Source organism: Saccharothrix longispora (genome assembly GCF_030852425.1).
GTDB lineage: Bacteria > Actinomycetota > Actinomycetes > Mycobacteriales > Pseudonocardiaceae > Actinosynnema > Actinosynnema longispora.
Genome location: NZ_NSDM01000007.1, coordinates 101,525 through 117,608 on the forward strand (window position 1 = coordinate 101,525; position 16,084 = coordinate 117,608).

General features: G+C 71.0%; 18 protein-coding genes. 9 read left to right on the forward strand and 9 right to left on the reverse strand.

Going from position 1 to position 16,084, the window contains the following annotated elements; translation table 11 throughout:
• Window positions 1–96: 96 nt before the first annotated feature.
• The 4 genes from CKY47_RS17580 (at window position 97) to CKY47_RS17595 (ending at window position 4,374) form a co-directional block, all read left to right on the forward strand.
• Complete coding sequence (locus CKY47_RS17580; protein WP_306746925.1) at window positions 97–2,973, forward strand: vitamin B12-dependent ribonucleotide reductase; 2,877 nt, start codon at window positions 97–99, stop codon at window positions 2,971–2,973.
• Between the two features lie 176 nt (window positions 2,974–3,149).
• Entirely contained in the window at window positions 3,150–3,566 is a 417-nt protein-coding gene (locus CKY47_RS17585; protein ID WP_306746926.1) for a RelB antitoxin-like protein, read from the forward strand.
• Window positions 3,563–3,991: a cytotoxic translational repressor of toxin-antitoxin stability system gene (locus CKY47_RS17590; RefSeq protein WP_306746927.1), complete on the forward strand. Its 429-nt coding sequence runs from the start codon at window positions 3,563–3,565 to the stop codon at window positions 3,989–3,991. The genes CKY47_RS17585 and CKY47_RS17590 overlap by 4 nt, the downstream gene beginning before the upstream one ends.
• 101 nt (window positions 3,992–4,092) lie before the next feature.
• Window positions 4,093–4,374: a hypothetical protein gene (locus CKY47_RS17595; RefSeq protein WP_306746928.1), complete on the forward strand. Its 282-nt coding sequence runs from the start codon at window positions 4,093–4,095 to the stop codon at window positions 4,372–4,374.
• Window positions 4,375–4,429: 55 nt separating this feature from the next.
• On the opposite strand, the gene CKY47_RS17600 is transcribed toward CKY47_RS17595, so the two are convergent.
• The 4 genes from CKY47_RS17600 to CKY47_RS17615 all read right to left on the reverse strand — a co-directional run bounded on the left by CKY47_RS17600 (window position 4,430) and on the right by CKY47_RS17615 (window position 8,234).
• Entirely contained in the window at window positions 4,430–5,179 is a 750-nt protein-coding gene (locus tag CKY47_RS17600) for a succinate dehydrogenase/fumarate reductase iron-sulfur subunit (protein ID WP_306746929.1), read from the reverse strand.
• 1 nt (window position 5,180) lies between these two features.
• Complete coding sequence (locus CKY47_RS17605; RefSeq protein ID WP_306746930.1) at window positions 5,181–7,052, reverse strand: fumarate reductase/succinate dehydrogenase flavoprotein subunit; 1,872 nt, start codon at window positions 7,050–7,052, stop codon at window positions 5,181–5,183.
• A gap of 9 nt (window positions 7,053–7,061) precedes the next feature.
• Window positions 7,062–7,823, reverse strand: a complete 762-nt coding sequence (locus CKY47_RS17610) for a succinate dehydrogenase subunit SdhC (protein ID WP_306746931.1) — start codon at window positions 7,821–7,823, stop codon at window positions 7,062–7,064.
• A 114-nt stretch (window positions 7,824–7,937) separates the two neighbouring features.
• Complete coding sequence (locus CKY47_RS17615) at window positions 7,938–8,234, reverse strand: Rv0250c family protein (RefSeq protein ID WP_306746932.1); 297 nt, start codon at window positions 8,232–8,234, stop codon at window positions 7,938–7,940.
• Window positions 8,235–8,455: 221 nt separating this feature from the next.
• Here CKY47_RS17615 and edd point away from each other — a divergent pair, with 221 nt between their 5' ends.
• Together edd and eda are read left to right on the forward strand one after the other, a co-directional pair.
• On the forward strand, window positions 8,456–10,321 hold the full coding sequence (gene edd / locus CKY47_RS17620; protein WP_306746933.1) for a phosphogluconate dehydratase: 1,866 nt from the start codon (window positions 8,456–8,458) through the stop codon (window positions 10,319–10,321).
• A complete protein-coding gene (gene eda / locus CKY47_RS17625; RefSeq protein WP_306746934.1) occupies window positions 10,318–10,938 on the forward strand; it encodes a bifunctional 4-hydroxy-2-oxoglutarate aldolase/2-dehydro-3-deoxy-phosphogluconate aldolase in 621 nt (206 codons plus the stop codon). Before edd ends, eda begins: the two co-directional genes overlap by 4 nt.
• 134 nt (window positions 10,939–11,072) lie before the next feature.
• On the opposite strand, the gene CKY47_RS17630 is transcribed toward eda, so the two are convergent.
• Window positions 11,073–11,720, reverse strand: a complete 648-nt coding sequence (locus tag CKY47_RS17630; RefSeq protein ID WP_306746935.1) for an HAD family hydrolase — start codon at window positions 11,718–11,720, stop codon at window positions 11,073–11,075.
• A 53-nt stretch (window positions 11,721–11,773) separates the two neighbouring features.
• Here CKY47_RS17630 and CKY47_RS17635 point away from each other — a divergent pair, with 53 nt between their 5' ends.
• Window positions 11,774–12,460 (forward strand): YqeB family protein, encoded by a 687-nt coding sequence (locus CKY47_RS17635; RefSeq protein ID WP_306746936.1) that lies wholly within the window; start codon window positions 11,774–11,776, stop codon window positions 12,458–12,460.
• 57 nt (window positions 12,461–12,517) lie between these two features.
• Here the strand turns inward: CKY47_RS17635 and CKY47_RS17640 are convergent, their stop codons facing one another.
• From CKY47_RS17640 to CKY47_RS17655, 4 genes are all read right to left on the reverse strand, one after another.
• Window positions 12,518–12,994 (reverse strand): regulatory protein RecX, encoded by a 477-nt coding sequence (locus CKY47_RS17640; RefSeq protein WP_306747218.1) that lies wholly within the window; start codon window positions 12,992–12,994, stop codon window positions 12,518–12,520.
• 143 nt (window positions 12,995–13,137) lie between these two features.
• Complete coding sequence (recA, locus tag CKY47_RS17645) at window positions 13,138–14,181, reverse strand: recombinase RecA (protein WP_306746937.1); 1,044 nt, start codon at window positions 14,179–14,181, stop codon at window positions 13,138–13,140.
• A 181-nt stretch (window positions 14,182–14,362) separates the two neighbouring features.
• A complete protein-coding gene (locus CKY47_RS17650; protein WP_306746938.1) occupies window positions 14,363–14,557 on the reverse strand; it encodes a DUF3046 domain-containing protein in 195 nt (64 codons plus the stop codon).
• Window positions 14,558–14,567: 10 nt separating this feature from the next.
• Window positions 14,568–15,029 (reverse strand): cupin domain-containing protein, encoded by a 462-nt coding sequence (locus CKY47_RS17655; RefSeq protein ID WP_306746939.1) that lies wholly within the window; start codon window positions 15,027–15,029, stop codon window positions 14,568–14,570.
• A gap of 71 nt (window positions 15,030–15,100) precedes the next feature.
• On the opposite strand from CKY47_RS17655, the gene CKY47_RS17660 reads away from it, so the two are divergent.
• Together CKY47_RS17660 and CKY47_RS17665 are read left to right on the forward strand one after the other, a co-directional pair.
• Complete coding sequence (locus tag CKY47_RS17660) at window positions 15,101–15,943, forward strand: LysR family transcriptional regulator (protein ID WP_306746940.1); 843 nt, start codon at window positions 15,101–15,103, stop codon at window positions 15,941–15,943.
• 10 nt (window positions 15,944–15,953) lie between these two features.
• Window positions 15,954–16,079: a hypothetical protein gene (locus tag CKY47_RS17665; protein ID WP_306746941.1), complete on the forward strand. Its 126-nt coding sequence runs from the start codon at window positions 15,954–15,956 to the stop codon at window positions 16,077–16,079.
• Window positions 16,080–16,084 lie beyond the last annotated feature (5 nt).

Below are 16,084 nucleotides of genomic sequence, written 5' to 3' on the forward strand. Positions count from 1 at the left end.
ACCACGCGGCGGAACACCACAGCGACCGCCTCGGACGGGGAGCCCGGACGTGGTCGCGCACCCACACCACACCACGTTGATCGAGAGGGACCCCGGATGACCGAGACCGTCGGTGGCTCGAGCAAGAAGACGGCCACCCGCAACGGCGCGGGAAGCAAGAACGCCAAGCTGAAGGTGGAGCGCGTCCACACCACCGAGGGCACGCACCCCTACGACGAGGTCACCTGGGAGCACCGCGACGTCGTGATGACGAACTGGCGCGACGGCTCGGTGAACTTCGAGCAGCGCGGCGTCGAGTTCCCGGACTTCTGGTCGGTCAACGCGACGAACATCGTCACCAGCAAGTACTTCCGCGGCGCGGTCGGCACGTCGCAGCGCGAGCACAGCCTGCGCCAGCTCATCGACCGCGTGGTGAAGACCTACGTCGAGGCGGGCGTCAAGCACGGCTACTTCGGCTCCGAGCAGGACGCCGAGATCTACGAGCACGAGCTGACCTGGATGCTGCTGCACCAGGTGTTCAGCTTCAACTCGCCGGTGTGGTTCAACGTGGGCACCACCTCCCCGCAGCAGGTCAGCGCCTGCTTCATCCTGTCGGTCGACGACACGATGGAGTCGATCCTGAACTGGTACCGCGAGGAGGGCCTGATCTTCAAGGGCGGCTCCGGCGCGGGCCTGAACCTCTCGCGCATCCGCTCCTCGCGGGAGCTGCTGTCCTCCGGCGGCACGGCGTCCGGCCCGGTGTCGTTCATGCGCGGCGCGGACGCCTCGGCGGGCACCATCAAGTCCGGTGGCGCGACCCGCCGCGCGGCGAAGATGGTCGTGCTCGACGTGGACCACCCCGACGTCGAGGAGTTCATCGAGACCAAGGCGCGCGAGGAGGACAAGGTCCGCGCGCTGCGCGACGCCGGGTTCGACATGGACCTGGGCGGCAAGGACATCGTGTCCGTGCAGTACCAGAACGCGAACAACTCGATCCGCGTGTCGGACGAGTTCATGCACGCCTACGAGACCGGCGGCCAGTTCGGCCTGCGCGCCCGGATGACCGGCGAGGTCATCGACCACGTCGACGCGAAGGGCCTGTTCCGCAAGCTCGCGCAGGCCGCGTGGGAGTGCGCCGACCCGGGCATCCAGTACGACGGCACCATCAACGACTGGCACACCACGCCGGAGTCGGGCCGCATCACCGCGTCCAACCCGTGCTCGGAGTACATGCACCTGGACAACTCCAGCTGCAACCTCGCGTCGCTGAACCTGATGAAGTTCCTCAAGGACGACGGCTCGTTCAACGCGGAGCTGTTCGCCAAGTCGGTCGAGCTGATCATCACCGCGATGGACATCTCGATCTGCTTCGCGGACTTCCCGACCCCCGCGATCGGCGAGACGACCCGCGCGTTCCGCCAGCTCGGCATCGGCTACGCGAACCTGGGCGCGCTGCTCATGGCGACCGGCCACGCGTACGACTCCGAGGGCGGCCGGGCGCTGGCGGCGGCCATCACGTCGCTGATGCAGGCCGTGGCGTACCGGCGGTCCGCCGAACTGGCCGGCATCGTCGGCCCGTACGACGGCTACGCCCGCAACGCCGAGGCGCACCAGCGCATCATCCGCAAGCACGCGGCGGCCAACGACGAGATCCGCACGCTGCACGCCAACGACGCGGCCGTGCGCTCGGTGGCCACCAAGGCGTGGCAGGAGTGCCAGGCGGTCGGCGCCCGCAACGGCTGGCGCAACGCGCAGGCGTCCGTGCTCGCGCCCACCGGCACCATCGGCCTGATGATGGACTGCGACACCACCGGCATCGAGCCGGACCTGGCGCTGGTGAAGTTCAAGAAGCTGGTCGGCGGCGGCTCCATGCAGATCGTCAACCAGACCGTGCCGCGCGCGCTGCGCGTCCTGGGCTACCAGGAGGAGCAGGTCGAGGCGATCGTCGAGTTCATCGGCGAGCACGGCCACGTGGTGGACGCCCCCGGCCTCAGGCCGGAGCACTACGAGGTGTTCGACTGCGCCATGGGCGACCGCTCGATCGCCCCGATGGGCCACGTCCGGATGATGGCCGCGGTGCAGCCGTTCATCTCGGGCGCGATCTCCAAGACGGTCAACATGCCGGAGACGGCGACCGTCGAGGAGGTCGAGGGGATCTACTACCAGGGTTGGAAGCTGGGCCTGAAGGCGCTCGCGATCTACCGCGACAACTGCAAGGTCGGCCAGCCGCTGTCGGCGGGCAAGTCGGCCAAGGCATCCTCCCCCGCGGCCGTCCCGGCGGCGTCGGAGGTCAAGACCGAGACGGTGGTCGAGTACCGCCCGGTGCGCAAGCGCCTGCCGAAGAAGCGCCCGTCGCAGACGGTGTCGTTCACGGTCGGCGGCGCCGAGGGCTACCTGCACGCCGGTTCGTACCCGGACGACGGCCTGGGCGAGATCTTCGTCAAGCTCGGCAAGCAGGGCTCCACCCTGGCGGGCGTGATGGACGCGTTCTCCATGTCCATCTCGGTCGGCCTCCAGTACGGCATCCCGCTGGAGTTCTACGTCTCGAAGTTCCAGAACCTGCGCTTCGAGCCGGCGGGCATGACGGACGACCCGGACGTGCGCATCGCGACCAGCGTCCTGGACTACCTGTTCCGCAGGCTGGCGCTCGACTACCTGCCGTTCGAGAAGCGCTCGCAGCTCGGCATCTTCACCGCCGACGAGCGCACCGCCCAGGTGGCGGCGGACTACAGCGGCGGCGACGTCGACCTGGAGGGCCTGCGCACGTCGGTCGACTCCGACACCCCGACCGCCCCGGCCAGCGCCCCGACCCCCGCGCCGGAGAAGAAGGCCGCGCCGCAGGACGTCCGGGTGGGCAGCTCCACGGAGCTGCTGGAACTGCACCTCGGCAAGGCCGCCGACGCGCCGCTGTGCATGACGTGCGGCACGAAGATGCGGCCGGCCGGCTCGTGCTACCTGTGCGAGGGCTGCGGCTCCACGTCGGGTTGCAGCTGACCCTGAGCGCCTTGAGCAGGTGAATTACCTGGTCGGAGCCGGGGCGACGGTCGTCGCCCCGGCTCTGACATGCCCGCTCGTGGTTGCATAACATGCAACATCGGCCCAAGTACGTCACGTACTTGACGTACTTGACCTTCAGGGGCATGCTTGTGAGGACCCCCGGGGAGGCCGGCATGCCTGCTGTTCACTACGACAGCTACACCGATGCTCGCGCACATCTGAAAGACTTGCTGGATGCCGCGGAGAAGGGGCGAGTCGCCACGGTTCGCCGTGACTCATCCACGACAGCCGTCGTGGATGTCAAGCGGCTGCGCCACTTCCTCGCATCGACCGTTCCGTCGCACGCCCAGGTCGTCCCGGAGGCCGGCGGCTGGTCAGTGTTCATCCCGGGGCTGCCAGTGGCGGCTGATGGCGCGTCGTTCGACGAAGCGATCACCGAGATGATCGACGCCCTGCGCGAGTACGCGGAAGACTGGCAGCAGCGCCTGCTCGACGCTCCGAACCACCGTGCCAACTGGGGATTGGTGCAGCTGATCAGCTTCAGCGACGACGAGCAGCTACGCGACTGGCTTGTCGGTGCCGCGCGGTGACTTCCTGGCCGCAGCCGACGCGCAAGGATCACGAGGCGTTCTGCCAGATCGAGGAATGGCGCCGAGTGCGCGATGCCCGCGGCCGAACTGGAACGCATCACGTCACTTACGAACTCGATCTTGTCGACGGCAGGATTCTGCGCACCCGCATCTCGCACCCGGTGGACCGCACCGGCTACGGGCAAGGCATCTGGAAGCACATCCTCCGCGATCAACTCGACGTCGACGAACCGGCGTTCTGGTCATGCGTGCAGGATGGCGTCAAACCTGCTCGCGGGACGCCTGAGCCGCCGGCGGCAGCCCTGCCGGCCGACCTCGTGCACATACTGATCACGCGTGTCGGCCTCGCCGAGTCCGAGGTGGCCGGGATGAGCAAGGACGAAGCGGTCGCCAGGCTCCAGCGCTACTGGACCGAGGGCGGCTGATCCAGTGACGGCTGGATGAACAGCGCACGGTGCGAACAAGTGCACTCCACCAGTACCGCGGTGCGGTGAGCAGGTGAGGTGACCGGTCGGAGCCGGGGCGGGTGGTCGTCGCCCCGGCTCCGACCGTATCCATCGGTGGAGGAGCGCAGTGGAAGAACCGACATGTCCGCCGCGCGCGGATCGTCCGCGAGGCCGGCGGTTGGTCGGTCTTCGTCCCGGGACCGCCGGTGGCCGCCGACGGCGCGTCGCTCGACGCGGCGGTCACCGGGATGGTCGATGCCCTCCGGGAGTACGCGGAGGATCGGCGGCGACGCCTGCGCGACCGGCTCGTCGGCGCCGCGAACCGCCTTCCCGGCCCCGGGGCTCCGGCACCACCGGCGTGACCGCGCCCCGGTCGGGCGGACCCGCCCCCACGCGGGAGGCGGGTCCGCCGACGAGTCAGCCCCGCCGGAACAGCTTGTTGCCCAACCACACGATCGGGTCGTAGCGGCGGTCGGCGACGCGTTCCTTCATCGGGATCAGGGCGTTGTCGGTGATCTTGATGTGCTCCGGGCACACCTCGGTGCAGCACTTGGTGATGTTGCACAGCCCGAGCCCGTGCGACGTCTGCGCCTCGCGCACCCGGTCGGCCTCGTCGAGCGGGTGCATCTCCAGCTCGGCCACCCGCATCAGGAACCGCGGCCCGGCGAACGCCTCCTTGTTCTCCTCGTGGTCCCGGATGACGTGGCACGTGTCGTTGCACAGGAAGCACTCGATGCACTTGCGGAACTCCTGCGAGCGCTCCACGTCGACCTGCCGCATCCGGTACTCCCCCGGCGCGACGCCCTTCGGGGGCTGGAACGCCGGGATCTCCCTGGCCTTCAGGTAGTTGTACGAGACGTCCGTGACGAGGTCGCGGATCACCGGGAACGTGCGCATCGGCGTCACCGTGATCGTCTCGGTCTCGGTGAACGTCGACATCCGCGTCATGCACAGCAGCCTCGGCCGGCCGTTGATCTCGGCCGAGCACGAGCCGCACTTGCCCGCCTTGCAGTTCCACCGCACGGCCAGGTCGGGCGTCTGGGTGGCCTGCAACCGGTGGATCACGTCGAGGACGACCTCGCCCTCGTTGACCTCGACGGTGAAGTCCTCCAGGCCGCCGCCCTCGGCGGAGCCGCGCCACACCCGGAAGTGCCCCTGGTACCCCACGTCACCCCTCCAGTTCGTCCGCGGTCAGGTACTTGTCCAGCTCCGTGCGCTCGAACAGGTCCAGCAGGTCCGCGCGGATCGGGACCTGCGCCTGCTCGGTCACGGTGACGCCCTCGCCGGACAACGCGCAGACCAGCAGCTTGCGCCGCCACTCCGCATCCATCCGCGGGTAGTCGTCGCGGGTGTGCCCGCCGCGGCTCTCGGTGCGCAGCAGCGCGGCGCGCGCCACGCACTCGCTGACCAGCAGCATGTTGCGCAGGTCGAGCGCGAGGTGCCAGCCCGGGTTGAACTGCCGGTGCCCCTCGACCACGACGTTCGCCGCGCGCCGCTTCAGCTCGTCGAGCCGCTTCACGGCCTGGTCCATCTCGTCGGCCCGCCGGATGATGCCGACCAGGTCGTTCATCGCCTGCTGGAGCTCCATGTGCAGCGTGTACGGGTTCTCGCCGCTCTCACCGGAGAACGGCGAGACGGCCGTCCGCTCGGCCTCGGCCACCGCCTCGTCGGAGCAGGAGGGCCGCTCGGACAGGCTCGCGACGTAGTCGGCCGCGCCCAGGCCCGCCCGCCGGCCGAACACCAGCAGGTCGGACAGCGAGTTGCCGCCCAGCCGGTTCGAGCCGTGCATGCCGCCGGACACCTCGCCCGCCGCGAACAGCCCCGGCACGGACGACGCGCCGGTGTCCGGCTCCACCTGCACGCCGCCCATCACGTAGTGGCAGGTCGGCCCGACCTCCATGGGCTGCGCGGTGATGTCGACGTCGGCCAGCTCCTTGAACTGGTGGTGCATCGACGGCAGCCGCCGCATGATCTCCTCGGCGGGCAGGCGCGTGGACACGTCGAGGAAGACGCCGCCGTGCTCCGACCCGCGACCGGCCTTGACCTCGGAGTTGATGGCCCGCGCCACCTCGTCGCGCGGCAGCAGCTCCGGTGGCCGCCGGTTGGCGCCGGGGTCGGTGTACCAGCGGTCGGCTTCCTCCTCGTTGTCGGCGTACTTGTCCTTGAACACCTCGGGGACGTAGTCGAACATGAACCGCTTGTCCTCGGAGTTCCGCAGCACGCCGCCGTCGCCGCGGACGGACTCCGTGACGAGGATGCCCTTCACCGACGGCGGCCAGACCATGCCGGTCGGGTGGAACTGGACGAACTCCATGTTGATCAGCGACGCCCCGGCGCGCAGGGCCAGCGCGTGGCCGTCGCCGGTGTACTCCCACGAGTTCGACGTGACCTTGAACGACTTGCCGATGCCACCGGTCGCGAGCACCACCGCGGGCGCCTCGAACAGCACGAAGCGGCCCGACTCGCGCCAGTAGCCGAACGCGCCGGCGACCTTCCCGCGGTCCAGGACCAGGTCGGTGACGGTGAACTCCTGGAACACGCGCAGCCGCGACTCGTAGTCGCCGGTCTCGGCGAAGTCGTCCTGCTGGAGGGACACGACCTTCTGCTGGAGGCTGCGGATCAGCTCCAGCCCCGTGCGGTCGCCGACGTGCGCGAGGCGCGGGTACTCGTGGCCGCCGAAGTTGCGCTGGCTGATCCGCCCGTCCTTCGTGCGGTCGAACAGCGCGCCGTAGGTCTCCAGCTCCCACACCCGGTCGGGGGCTTCCTTGGCGTGCAGCTCGGCCATCCGCCAGTTGTTGAGGAACTTCCCGCCGCGCATGGTGTCGCGGAAGTGCACCTGCCAGTTGTCGTCGGAGTTCGCGTTGCCCATGGCCGCGGCGATGCCGCCCTCGGCCATCACCGTGTGGGCCTTGCCGAACAAGGACTTGCACAGCACCGCGGTGCGCATCCCGTGCTCGCGGGCCTCGATCGCGGCGCGCAGCCCCGCACCGCCGGCACCGATCACGAGCACGTCGAACTGATGCCGTTCCAGCTCGGGCAAAACCACTCCTCAGTTGACGAGTCGGAGGTCGGTGATCGTCCCGGAGGCGACCAGCGCGACGTAGAGGTCCGTGACGCAGACGAAGATCAGCGAGGCCCACGCGAGCTGCATGTGCTTGGCGTTGAGCTTGGAGATCCGGGTCCACGCCCAGTACCGCACCGGGTGCTTGGAGAAGTGCTTCAACCGGCCGCCCGCGATGTGCCGGCACGAGTGGCACGACAGCGTGTACGCGCCGAGCAGCGCCACGTTCACCAGCAGGACGATGTTGCCCAGGCCGATGCCGGTGCTGAACGCGTAGAACGCGTCGTAGATGTTGATCAGCAGCAGCAGCGAGGCGGCGTAGAAGAAGTAGCGGTGCAGGTTCTGCGCGACCAGCGGGAAGCGGGTCTCACCGGTGTACTTCGCGTGGGGCTCGGCCACGGCGCACGCGGGCGGGGACATCCACGCCGCCCGGTAGTACGCCTTGCGGTAGTAGTAGCAGGTCACCCGGAAGCCGAGCAGGAACGGGATGATGATCACGGGCGGGGTGAGGAACCCCGGCAGCTCGGGCAGCGGCCGGCCGAAGTGCGCCGCGTTGGGCAGGCACTCCTGGCTCAGGCACGGGGAGTACATGGGCGTCAGGTAGCGGTACTCGTCCACCCAGTAGTGGTCGCCCATGAACGTGCGCACGGCCGCGTAGACCGAGATCAGCAGCAGACCGGCGAAGGTGGCCAGCGGCGGTATCCACCACCTGTCGGTCCGCAACGTGCGCTGGGCGATCTGCGCCCTCATACCTCACCTCGGTTCCACGTCGTTGTGGCGGTAGTCGATCAAGGACCGATCTTTTCGGGAAAACCGAACCGGCCCCCGCGTGGTGAGTCCACGTGGGGGCCGGTACCGGGTGGGTCAGGTGCGGTGGCTGCGGTAGCCGCCGAGGCCTTCGTCGTCGGCGTCGTGCCAGAGCCGGGGGTCGTAGGGCGTGTCGGGCACGACCACGACCTCCCGTTCGATCCTGGGCGCCTCCCGCTGCCGGGGCGTGCTGTCCAGGTCCACCAGTTCGGTCGCGTCGATGTCCAGGCGCTCGATGTCGTTGGCCAGCCGCTGCACCGCAGCCACGTCGCCGTACCGCGTACGCAGCCCGCCGACGCACTGGCGGAGCCGGCCGAGCGCGCGGCGCAGTTCCACGATCTCCGAGGACGTCATGGTCAGCACCTCCCTTGAGTTCCGGGTACCGACTCTGCCCGGTCGGCGCGGTTGTGACAAGCACCACAAGTATCCACGGCGCGTCCCAGGATCTGAATCGTTTTTGTGACGATCATGTGTCGTGACATAATGTGCGTGCTGTCACGTCCGTCCGTGCGACGCCAGCGCTGTCGTCCACCGGGCCCACCACGGCCCGTGATCACTCCCGGAGACAGCGAACCATGAGCGTGCATCCCGTCGTCGATCAGGTGACGGCCCGAATCGCCGCCCGCAGCGCCGCCGCCCGGACCGCCTACCTCGACCGGGTCGCCCAGGCCCACCAGGAGGGGCCCGCCCGCCGCGACATGGCGTGCAGCAACCTGGCCCACGGCTTCGCCGGCATCACCGGTGGCGACAAGGACCTCCTCCGGGCGATGCGTCGCCCGAACGTGGCGATCGTGTCGTCGTACAACGACATGCTGTCCGCCCACCAGCCGATGCACGAGTACCCGGCGTGGATCAAGGACGCGGCGCGGGCCGTCGGCGGCGTGGCGCAGTTCGCGGGCGGCGTGCCCGCCATGTGCGACGGCATCACGCAGGGCCGCGCGGGCATGGAGCTGTCCCTGTTCAGCCGGGACGTCATCGCGATGTCCACCGCCGTGGCGCTCTCGCACGAGATGTTCGACTCGGCGCTGCTGCTCGGCGTGTGCGACAAGATCGTGCCGGGCCTGCTGATCGGTGCGCTGTCGTTCGGGCACCTGCCCGCGATCCTCGTGCCCGCGGGTCCGATGAACTCGGGGCTCCCGAACTCGGAGAAGGCCCGCGTGCGGCAGCTGTTCGCCGAGGGCAAGGCGACCCGCGAGGACCTGCTGGAGGCCGAGTCCGCCTCCTACCACAGCCCCGGGACCTGCACGTTCTACGGCACGGCGAACTCCAACCAGCTCGTCGTGGAGGTCATGGGCCTGCACCTGCCGGGCGCGAGCTTCGTGCCGCCGGGCACCAGGCTGCGACGCGCGCTGACCGAGGAGGCCGCGCGGCGCGCCGTGGAGATCAGCCGGGGCGACGAGTACACGCCGATCGGACACGTGGTGGACGCGAAGTCCGTGGTCAACGGCGTCGTCGCGCTGCTCGCGACCGGCGGCTCGACCAATCACACCATGCACCTGGTGGCCATCGCGTCGGCCGCGGGCATCGAGCTGGGCTGGGACGACTTCGCCGAGCTGTCCACGGTGGTGCCGCTGCTGGCCCGCGTCTACCCGAACGGGTCGGCCGACATCAACCACTTCCAGGCCGCGGGCGGCGTGCAGTTCCTCGTGCACACCCTGCTGGAGGCCGGGCTGCTGCACGGTGACGTGCGGACCGCCGCCGGGCCGGGCCTGGCCCGCTACACGAGGGAGCCGGTGCTGGTCGAGGGCGTGCTGACCTGGCGCGACGGCCCGGGCCGGTCCCTGGACACCGACGTGCTGCGGCCCGCGTCCGACCCGTTCGCCGCCGACGGCGGCCTGCGCATGCTGTCCGGCAACCTCGGCCGCGCGGTGATCAAGGTGTCCGCGGTGAAGGCCGAGCACCGGGTCGTGGAGGCACCCGCGCGCGTGTTCACCTCGCAGGAGGGGTTCAGCGAGGCGTTCAGGGCCGGGGAGCTGGAGCGCGACGTGGTGGTCGTCGTGCGGCAGCAGGGCCCGCAGGCCAACGGCATGCCCGAGCTGCACAAGCTCGTCCCCGCGCTCGGCGTGCTCATGGACCGGGGCTTCAAGGTCGCGCTGGTCACCGACGGCCGCATGTCCGGCGCGTCGGGCAAGATCCCGGCCGCCATCCAGCTCACGCCCGAGGCGGCCGTCGGCGGTCCGCTGGCGCGCGTGCGCGACGGCGACGTGCTGCGGCTGGACGCCGAGACCGGCACCCTGGAGGTGTTCGTCGACCCCGCCGAGCTGGCCGCGCGCGAGCTGGTGGACTTCCCCCCGGACGCGCAGGCGTGGACCGGCACCGGTCGCGAGCTGTTCGCCGCGCTGCGGCGGGCGGTCGGCCCGGCGGACCGGGGTGCCGGCGTGTTCGGACCCGTCGCGGCCTCGCACTTCGAAGGCCAGTTCAACCAGGAGGTTTCCCGGTGACCACCAGCTCTGACCTGCTGGCGCTGTCCCCCGTCATCCCGGTCGTGGTCGTGGACGACGCCGCGCACGCCGTGCCGCTGGCGCGGGCGCTGCTGCGCGGCGGCATCGGCGTGATCGAGCTGACGCTGCGCACTCCCGCCGCGCTGGACGCCATCGAGCGGGTGGCGGCCGAGGTGCCGGAGATCGTGATCGGCGCGGGCACCGTGACCACGCCGGAGCACGCCGAGCAGGCCGCGAAGGCCGGCGCCGCGTTCCTCGTCACGCCGGGGTCGACGGACGCGGTGCTCGACGCCGCCGAGGACACCGGCCTGCCGTTCCTGCCCGGCGCGGCGACCGTGTCCGAGGCGATGCGGCTGGCCGAGCGCGGCCTGACGGCGCTGAAGTTCTTCCCCGCCGAGGCCGCGGGCGGCGTGGACTACCTGAAGTCGATCGGCGGCCCGCTGCCCGGCCTGCGCTTCTGCCCGACCGGCGGCATCACGCCCGAGTCGGCCCCCCGCTACCTGGCCCTGCCGAACGTCGGCTGCGTGGGTGGCTCCTGGCTGGCCCCGAAGGACGCCCTCGTCGCGGGCGACTACGCCCGCGTCGAAGCCCTGGCCCGAGCCGCAACCACCCTGTAACCCCTCCTGAACCGACGACACACCGGGCGCGAACGTACGACATACCGGGGCTGGGCTTACGACTCGCCGACACACCCGCGAGTCGTAAGCCCGCGCACCGCGTGTCGTCGGTTCGCGCACCGCGTGTCGTCGGTTCAGGTCAGGTGGGTCAGGGCTTCGGGGATCGAGTCGGCCACCGGGACGCCCGCGGAGCGCAGGACCCGGCGTGAGCTGGTGCCGGTGGCGACCAGGACGACCTGTGCGCCCACCGCGCGGGCGGCGTCGGCGTCGTCGAGCACGTCGCCGACGACCAGGACGTCCCGCGGGCGCAGGCGTTGGGCATCGAGGTGCGCGGCCAGGTGCTCGGCCTTCGAGTTGCCGCCCGGGTCGGGGGCGCGCAGGCCGTCGACCCGGGTGAACAGGTCGTGCAGGCCGAACCCCGCGACGAGCGGCACCAGTTCGTCGTGGAACCACATCGAGAGCAGCGACTGGGTCTGGCGCAGGGGCACCAGGAGGTCGGGCACGCCGTGCGCGAGGCCCACGCCGTGCAGCAGCGAGCGGTACTCGTGGTGGTACAGCAGGTCCACGCGCGCCCAGTCCGCCGCGGACAGCGGGCGGCCCAGGAGGCGTTCGTAGCAGTCCTTGACCGGCCGGGCGAACACCTCGCGCCACTGGTCGAGCGTGACGGCGGTGGTGTGCCCGAAGTCCGCGCACACCCGGTTCACGGCGGCGAGGACCGCGTCGTTGTCGGCGAGGAGCGTGCCGTTCCAGTCCCACACCACGTGCTCGGCCCTGATGCCCACGCGCGGAGCGTACGGCGGTAGGTTGAGCGCTCACTTCGGGGAGGGAGTGGGGGATGGACGTGCGTCGAGCCACGGTGGTCGCGGAACCCGGCCGGCAGGTCGGCCTGGTGTGGGCCGGTTTCCCGCTGGCGGGCGCGGGTGTGCTGTTCGGGTTGAAGTCGATCGCGGGCTGGGTGGCCGGGCTGTCGTGGGCGCCGATGCAGGGGCCGTTCCGACTCGTCGCGTCGATCCCCGAGCCGTGGGGGACGGTCGGCTCGCTCGGCGCGGGCCTGGTGCTGGGCCTGGTGGTGTCGGCGATCGCCGCGCACGAGCGGCTCACCGTCGAGGTGTTCAACGAGGGCGTGGAACTGGAGCGCGGCGGCAAGACCCGGAACTTCGACCGCACGCTGGTGTCCGGGGTGTTCCTGGACGGCAAGAAGCTCGTGCTGCTGGGCGTGGACACCGGCGAGCTGGTCCGCGAGAGCCACGACCTGGACGCCGGGGCGCTGGCCGACGCCTTCCAGACCCACGGCTACCAGTGGCTCGACGGCGACCCGTACGCGGCCGACTACCGGCGCTGGGTGTCGGGCACGCCGGATCTGCCGCCGGGGGCCGACGCGCTGCTCAAGGTGCGCGCCGACGCGCTGCGCAAGGACGACGGGGAGGACGCCGCCCAGCTGCGCGAGGAACTCGCGAGGTTGGGCGTGGTGGTCCGGGAGGACAAGAAGAAGCGTCAGTTCTGGCGCCTCACCCGACCCTAGGCCGCGATCCGCGGAGCCGCGGGTTCCGGGCGACGCGGAGGACGAGGGGGCGGGTGGTCAGTCCTGGGGCAGGTGCTCCAGGGCCTCGGCGTCCTCGCCCGCCCGGCGCAGCTCGTCCTTCACCACGCGGTAGGCGAGGCCCTCCGCGTAGCCCTTGCGCGCCAGTGCCGCGACCAGCCGGCGAATCCTGGTCGTGTCGTCCAGGCCGGACATCGTGCGCAGCTTCTTGCGCACCAGGTCGCGGGCCCGGTCCTCCTCGGCCTCGTCGTCGACCGCCGCGATGGCCTCGGCGGCCACCTCGTCGGCGACGCCCTTGCGGCGCAGCTCCAGGGCCAGCGCCCGCCGGCCCAGGCCCTGGTGGGTGTGCCGCGAGCGCACCCAGACCTCGGCGAACGCGGCGTCGTCGATCAGGCCCGCCCGGTCGAACTTGCCGAGCACGAGGTCGGCCGTCTCCTCGCGGATGCCCTTGCGCAGCAGCGCGTCGCGCAACTCCACGCGCGTGCGGGCACGGGCGGTGAGCAGCGCGTAGCAGATGTCCGTCGCCTTGCGCTGCTCCTTCGCCGGGTCGACCGGTGGCGGCTGCTCCCCGTCGACCTCGCCGTCGACGCCGAAACCGGGGTCGGCCGAAGGGTCGCGGGGCGTCCCGCGACCACGGCCACCTCGTCGTGCCACGAAACTCAGAACTCGACCGGCGCGGGCGCGGTCTCGTCGGCGTCGAGGGTGGCCCCGATGCCGAGCTTGTCCTTGATCCGCTTCTCGATCTCGTTCGCCACGTCCGGGTTCTCGCGCAGGAACTTCCGCGCGTTCTCCTTGCCCTGGCCCAGCTGGTCGCCCTCGTAGGTGTACCAGGCGCCCGACTTGCGCAGGATGCCCTGGTCCACGCCCATGTCGATGAGCGAGCCCTCGCGGCTGATGCCCTGGCCGTAGAGGATGTCGAACTCGGCCTGCTTGAACGGCGGGGCCACCTTGTTCTTCACGACCTTGACCCGGGTGCGGTTGCCGACCGGCTCGCCGCCGTCCTTGAGGGTCTCGATCCGCCGCACGTCGAGGCGCACGGACGCGTAGAACTTCAGCGCCTTGCCGCCGGTCGTGGTCTCGGGCGAGCCGAACATCACGCCGATCTTCTCGCGCAGCTGGTTGATGAAGATCGCGGTGGTGTTCGACGAGCTGAGCGCACCGGTGATCTTCCGCAGCGCCTGGCTCATCAGGCGGGCCTGGAGGCCGACGTGGTTGTCGCCCATCTCGCCCTCGATCTCGGCGCGGGGCACCAGGGCCGCCACCGAGTCGATGACCAGGATGTCGAGCGCGCCGGAGCGGACCAGCATGTCCGCGATCTCCAGCGCCTGCTCACCGGTGTCGGGCTGGGACACCAGCAGCGCGTCGGTGTCGACGCCCAGCTTCTTCGCGTAGTCGGGGTCGAGCGCGTGCTCCGCGTCGATGAACGCGGCGATGCCGCCGTTGCGCTGGGCGTTGGCCACGGCGTGCAGCGCGACGGTCGTCTTACCGGAGGACTCCGGGCCGTAGATCTCGACGACGCGGCCGCGCGGCAGGCCGCCGATGCCGAGCGCCACGTCCAGCGCGATGGCGCCGGTCGGGATCACCTCGATCGGCGCGCGCCCCTCCTCGCCCAGCCGCATGACCGAGCCCTTGCCGAACTGCTTGTCGATCTGGGCCAGGGCCAGTTCGAGGGCCTTGTCCCGGTCGGGAGCCTGGGGTGCCATCTGGGGTCCACCTCGGTTTGTCTTGGTTCTCTGTGCCATGTCGGGACCGACGGTACGGGTGGGGTCCGACATTTTCGGCCGGGGACCGAGTCACCCGCGGGGATGTGTCACCCGGTCGTGACGCGCAGCATAGCCGAACAGGTGTTCGACCACCGGGTCGACACGCCGCGTGACCGGCACGTCACCGGCGCTGTTCCGGCACGTCGAACGCGTCGCAGACGGCCAACCAGACCTCCTTCGGCGGGAAGCCCGCCTCCAGCGCCTCGTCCGCGGTGCGGCCGCCCAGCGCCGACATCACGTGCTCCCGGGCCACCATCTCCGCCCGGACCTGGCCGAACTCGTCCGCCATCAACTTGCGGAAGACCGTGTTGCGCATCGCACCCAGGCTAGCGCGCCGCCGCCCAGGCCCGGCTGTCGACGTAGTGGTTGTCGAACCGGTCCCGCGAGGCCCCGATCTCCGCCGGGTCCGCCTCGCCCCGCCCCACGCGGTCGAGCAGCCGGTAGTAGTCGAACCGGCCCATCCCCGGCGTGAAGACGCACAGCACGTCGGCGTCGGCGCCGCGGGCCGCGCCGAACGCGTGCGGCACGCGCGGCGGCACGACGAGCAGGTCGCCGCGCTCCAGGGTCGTCACGTCGCGGTCGAGCAGCACCTGGAGCGTCCCGTCGAGCACGAAGAGCAGCTCGGAGGCGCGGGTGTGGAAGTGCGGCGGCGCCCCGTCCGCGCCGTCGAGGAAGGTGGACCGGTTGGCGGTGAGCACGTCGAGGTCGGCCAGCAGGGCGACCGCGGCGGCGGGATCGGCGATGAGGCGTTCGGCCTGGTCGGCCCGGACGATCAGGGTGTTCTCCACGTCGACGACGATCGCCCGCCGGGCCGCCCGGAACAACGACGCGATCCGGCACGATCGATAACCTGGGTGTTATGGAACGGCGTGACCTGGAGGTCTTCCTCACCCTCGCCGAGGAGCTGCACTTCAGCCGCACCGCCGAGCGCCTGCACGTCTCGCAGGCCCTGGTCAGCCAGACCGTCAAGCGGCTGGAGCGGCACATCGGCGCGCCCCTGTTCGACCGCACGAGCCGCCGCGTCGCGCTCACCCCGATCGGCCGGGGGCTGCGCGACGACCTCGCCCCCGCGTACCGCCGGATCGCGGAGGGCGTCGCCCGCGCCCGCGAGTCCGCCCGGGGCACGGCCCTGCTGCGCGTCGGCTTCGAGGCGCCCGCGCTGGCCGACCTGGTGGCCCCGGTCCTGGACGCGTTCCGCACCCGCCACCCGGGCAGCGCGGTGCGGGTCCGCGAGGCCGCGTTCCGCGATCCGCTCGCGCTGCTCAGGGACGGCGAGGTCGACGTGCTGGTGACCCTGTTCCCGGTGGTCGAGCCGGACCTGGCGAGCGGTCCCGTGCTGCACGAGGAGCCCCTGGTCCTCGCGGTGGCCGACGGGCACCCGTTCACCAGGCAGCGCGAGGTCACCCTGGACGACCTCGCCCGCGACACGGTCTTCAAGGCCGCCTACTGGCGCGACGCGACCCCCGCCGGCCTGCCGGTCGCCAGGGGGCGGGACCACGCGACGTTCCAGGAGCTGCTCACGGCGGTCGCGGACGGCGAGGGCGTGTGCCCGCTGGGCGAGCACGCCGTCGGCTACTTCACCCGGCCCCGGATCGCGTTCCTGCCGATCCGCGACGCGCCCCGCCTGAGCTGGGGCGCGGTGTGGCCCAAGTCGGGTGAAACGGGCGTGGTGCGCGAATTCGCCGCCGCCGCCGCGCGGTAACCTCGGGGGTGTGCTGCTGCTCCAGGTGGACACCACCGGCCTGTCCTCGCCCATCGGCGCCATCGCGGTGATCGCCGCCCTCGTCGCGGCGATCGTGGTCGGCGTGCGCGCGCTCTGGCACAACCGCAAGCGCTGAGCCCG

Bases quoted from the DNA above. Each gene is read 5' to 3' on its own strand.
- CKY47_RS17635 (WP_306746936.1), top strand. From the start codon at position 11,774: ATGGACGTGCGTCGAGCCACGGTGGTCGCGGAACCCGGCCGGCAGGTC.
- CKY47_RS17610 (WP_306746931.1), bottom strand. From the start codon at position 7,823: ATGAGGGCGCAGATCGCCCAGCGCACGTTGCGGACCGACAGGTGGTGG.
- CKY47_RS17660 (WP_306746940.1), top strand. From the start codon at position 15,101: ATGGAACGGCGTGACCTGGAGGTCTTCCTCACCCTCGCCGAGGAGCTG.
- edd (WP_306746933.1), top strand. From the start codon at position 8,456: ATGAGCGTGCATCCCGTCGTCGATCAGGTGACGGCCCGAATCGCCGCC.
- CKY47_RS17580 (WP_306746925.1), top strand. From the start codon at position 97: ATGACCGAGACCGTCGGTGGCTCGAGCAAGAAGACGGCCACCCGCAAC.
- recA (WP_306746937.1), bottom strand. From the start codon at position 14,181: ATGGCACCCCAGGCTCCCGACCGGGACAAGGCCCTCGAACTGGCCCTG.
- CKY47_RS17585 (WP_306746926.1), top strand. From the start codon at position 3,150: ATGCCTGCTGTTCACTACGACAGCTACACCGATGCTCGCGCACATCTG.
- CKY47_RS17650 (WP_306746938.1), bottom strand. From the start codon at position 14,557: ATGCGCAACACGGTCTTCCGCAAGTTGATGGCGGACGAGTTCGGCCAG.
- CKY47_RS17615 (WP_306746932.1), bottom strand. From the start codon at position 8,234: ATGACGTCCTCGGAGATCGTGGAACTGCGCCGCGCGCTCGGCCGGCTC.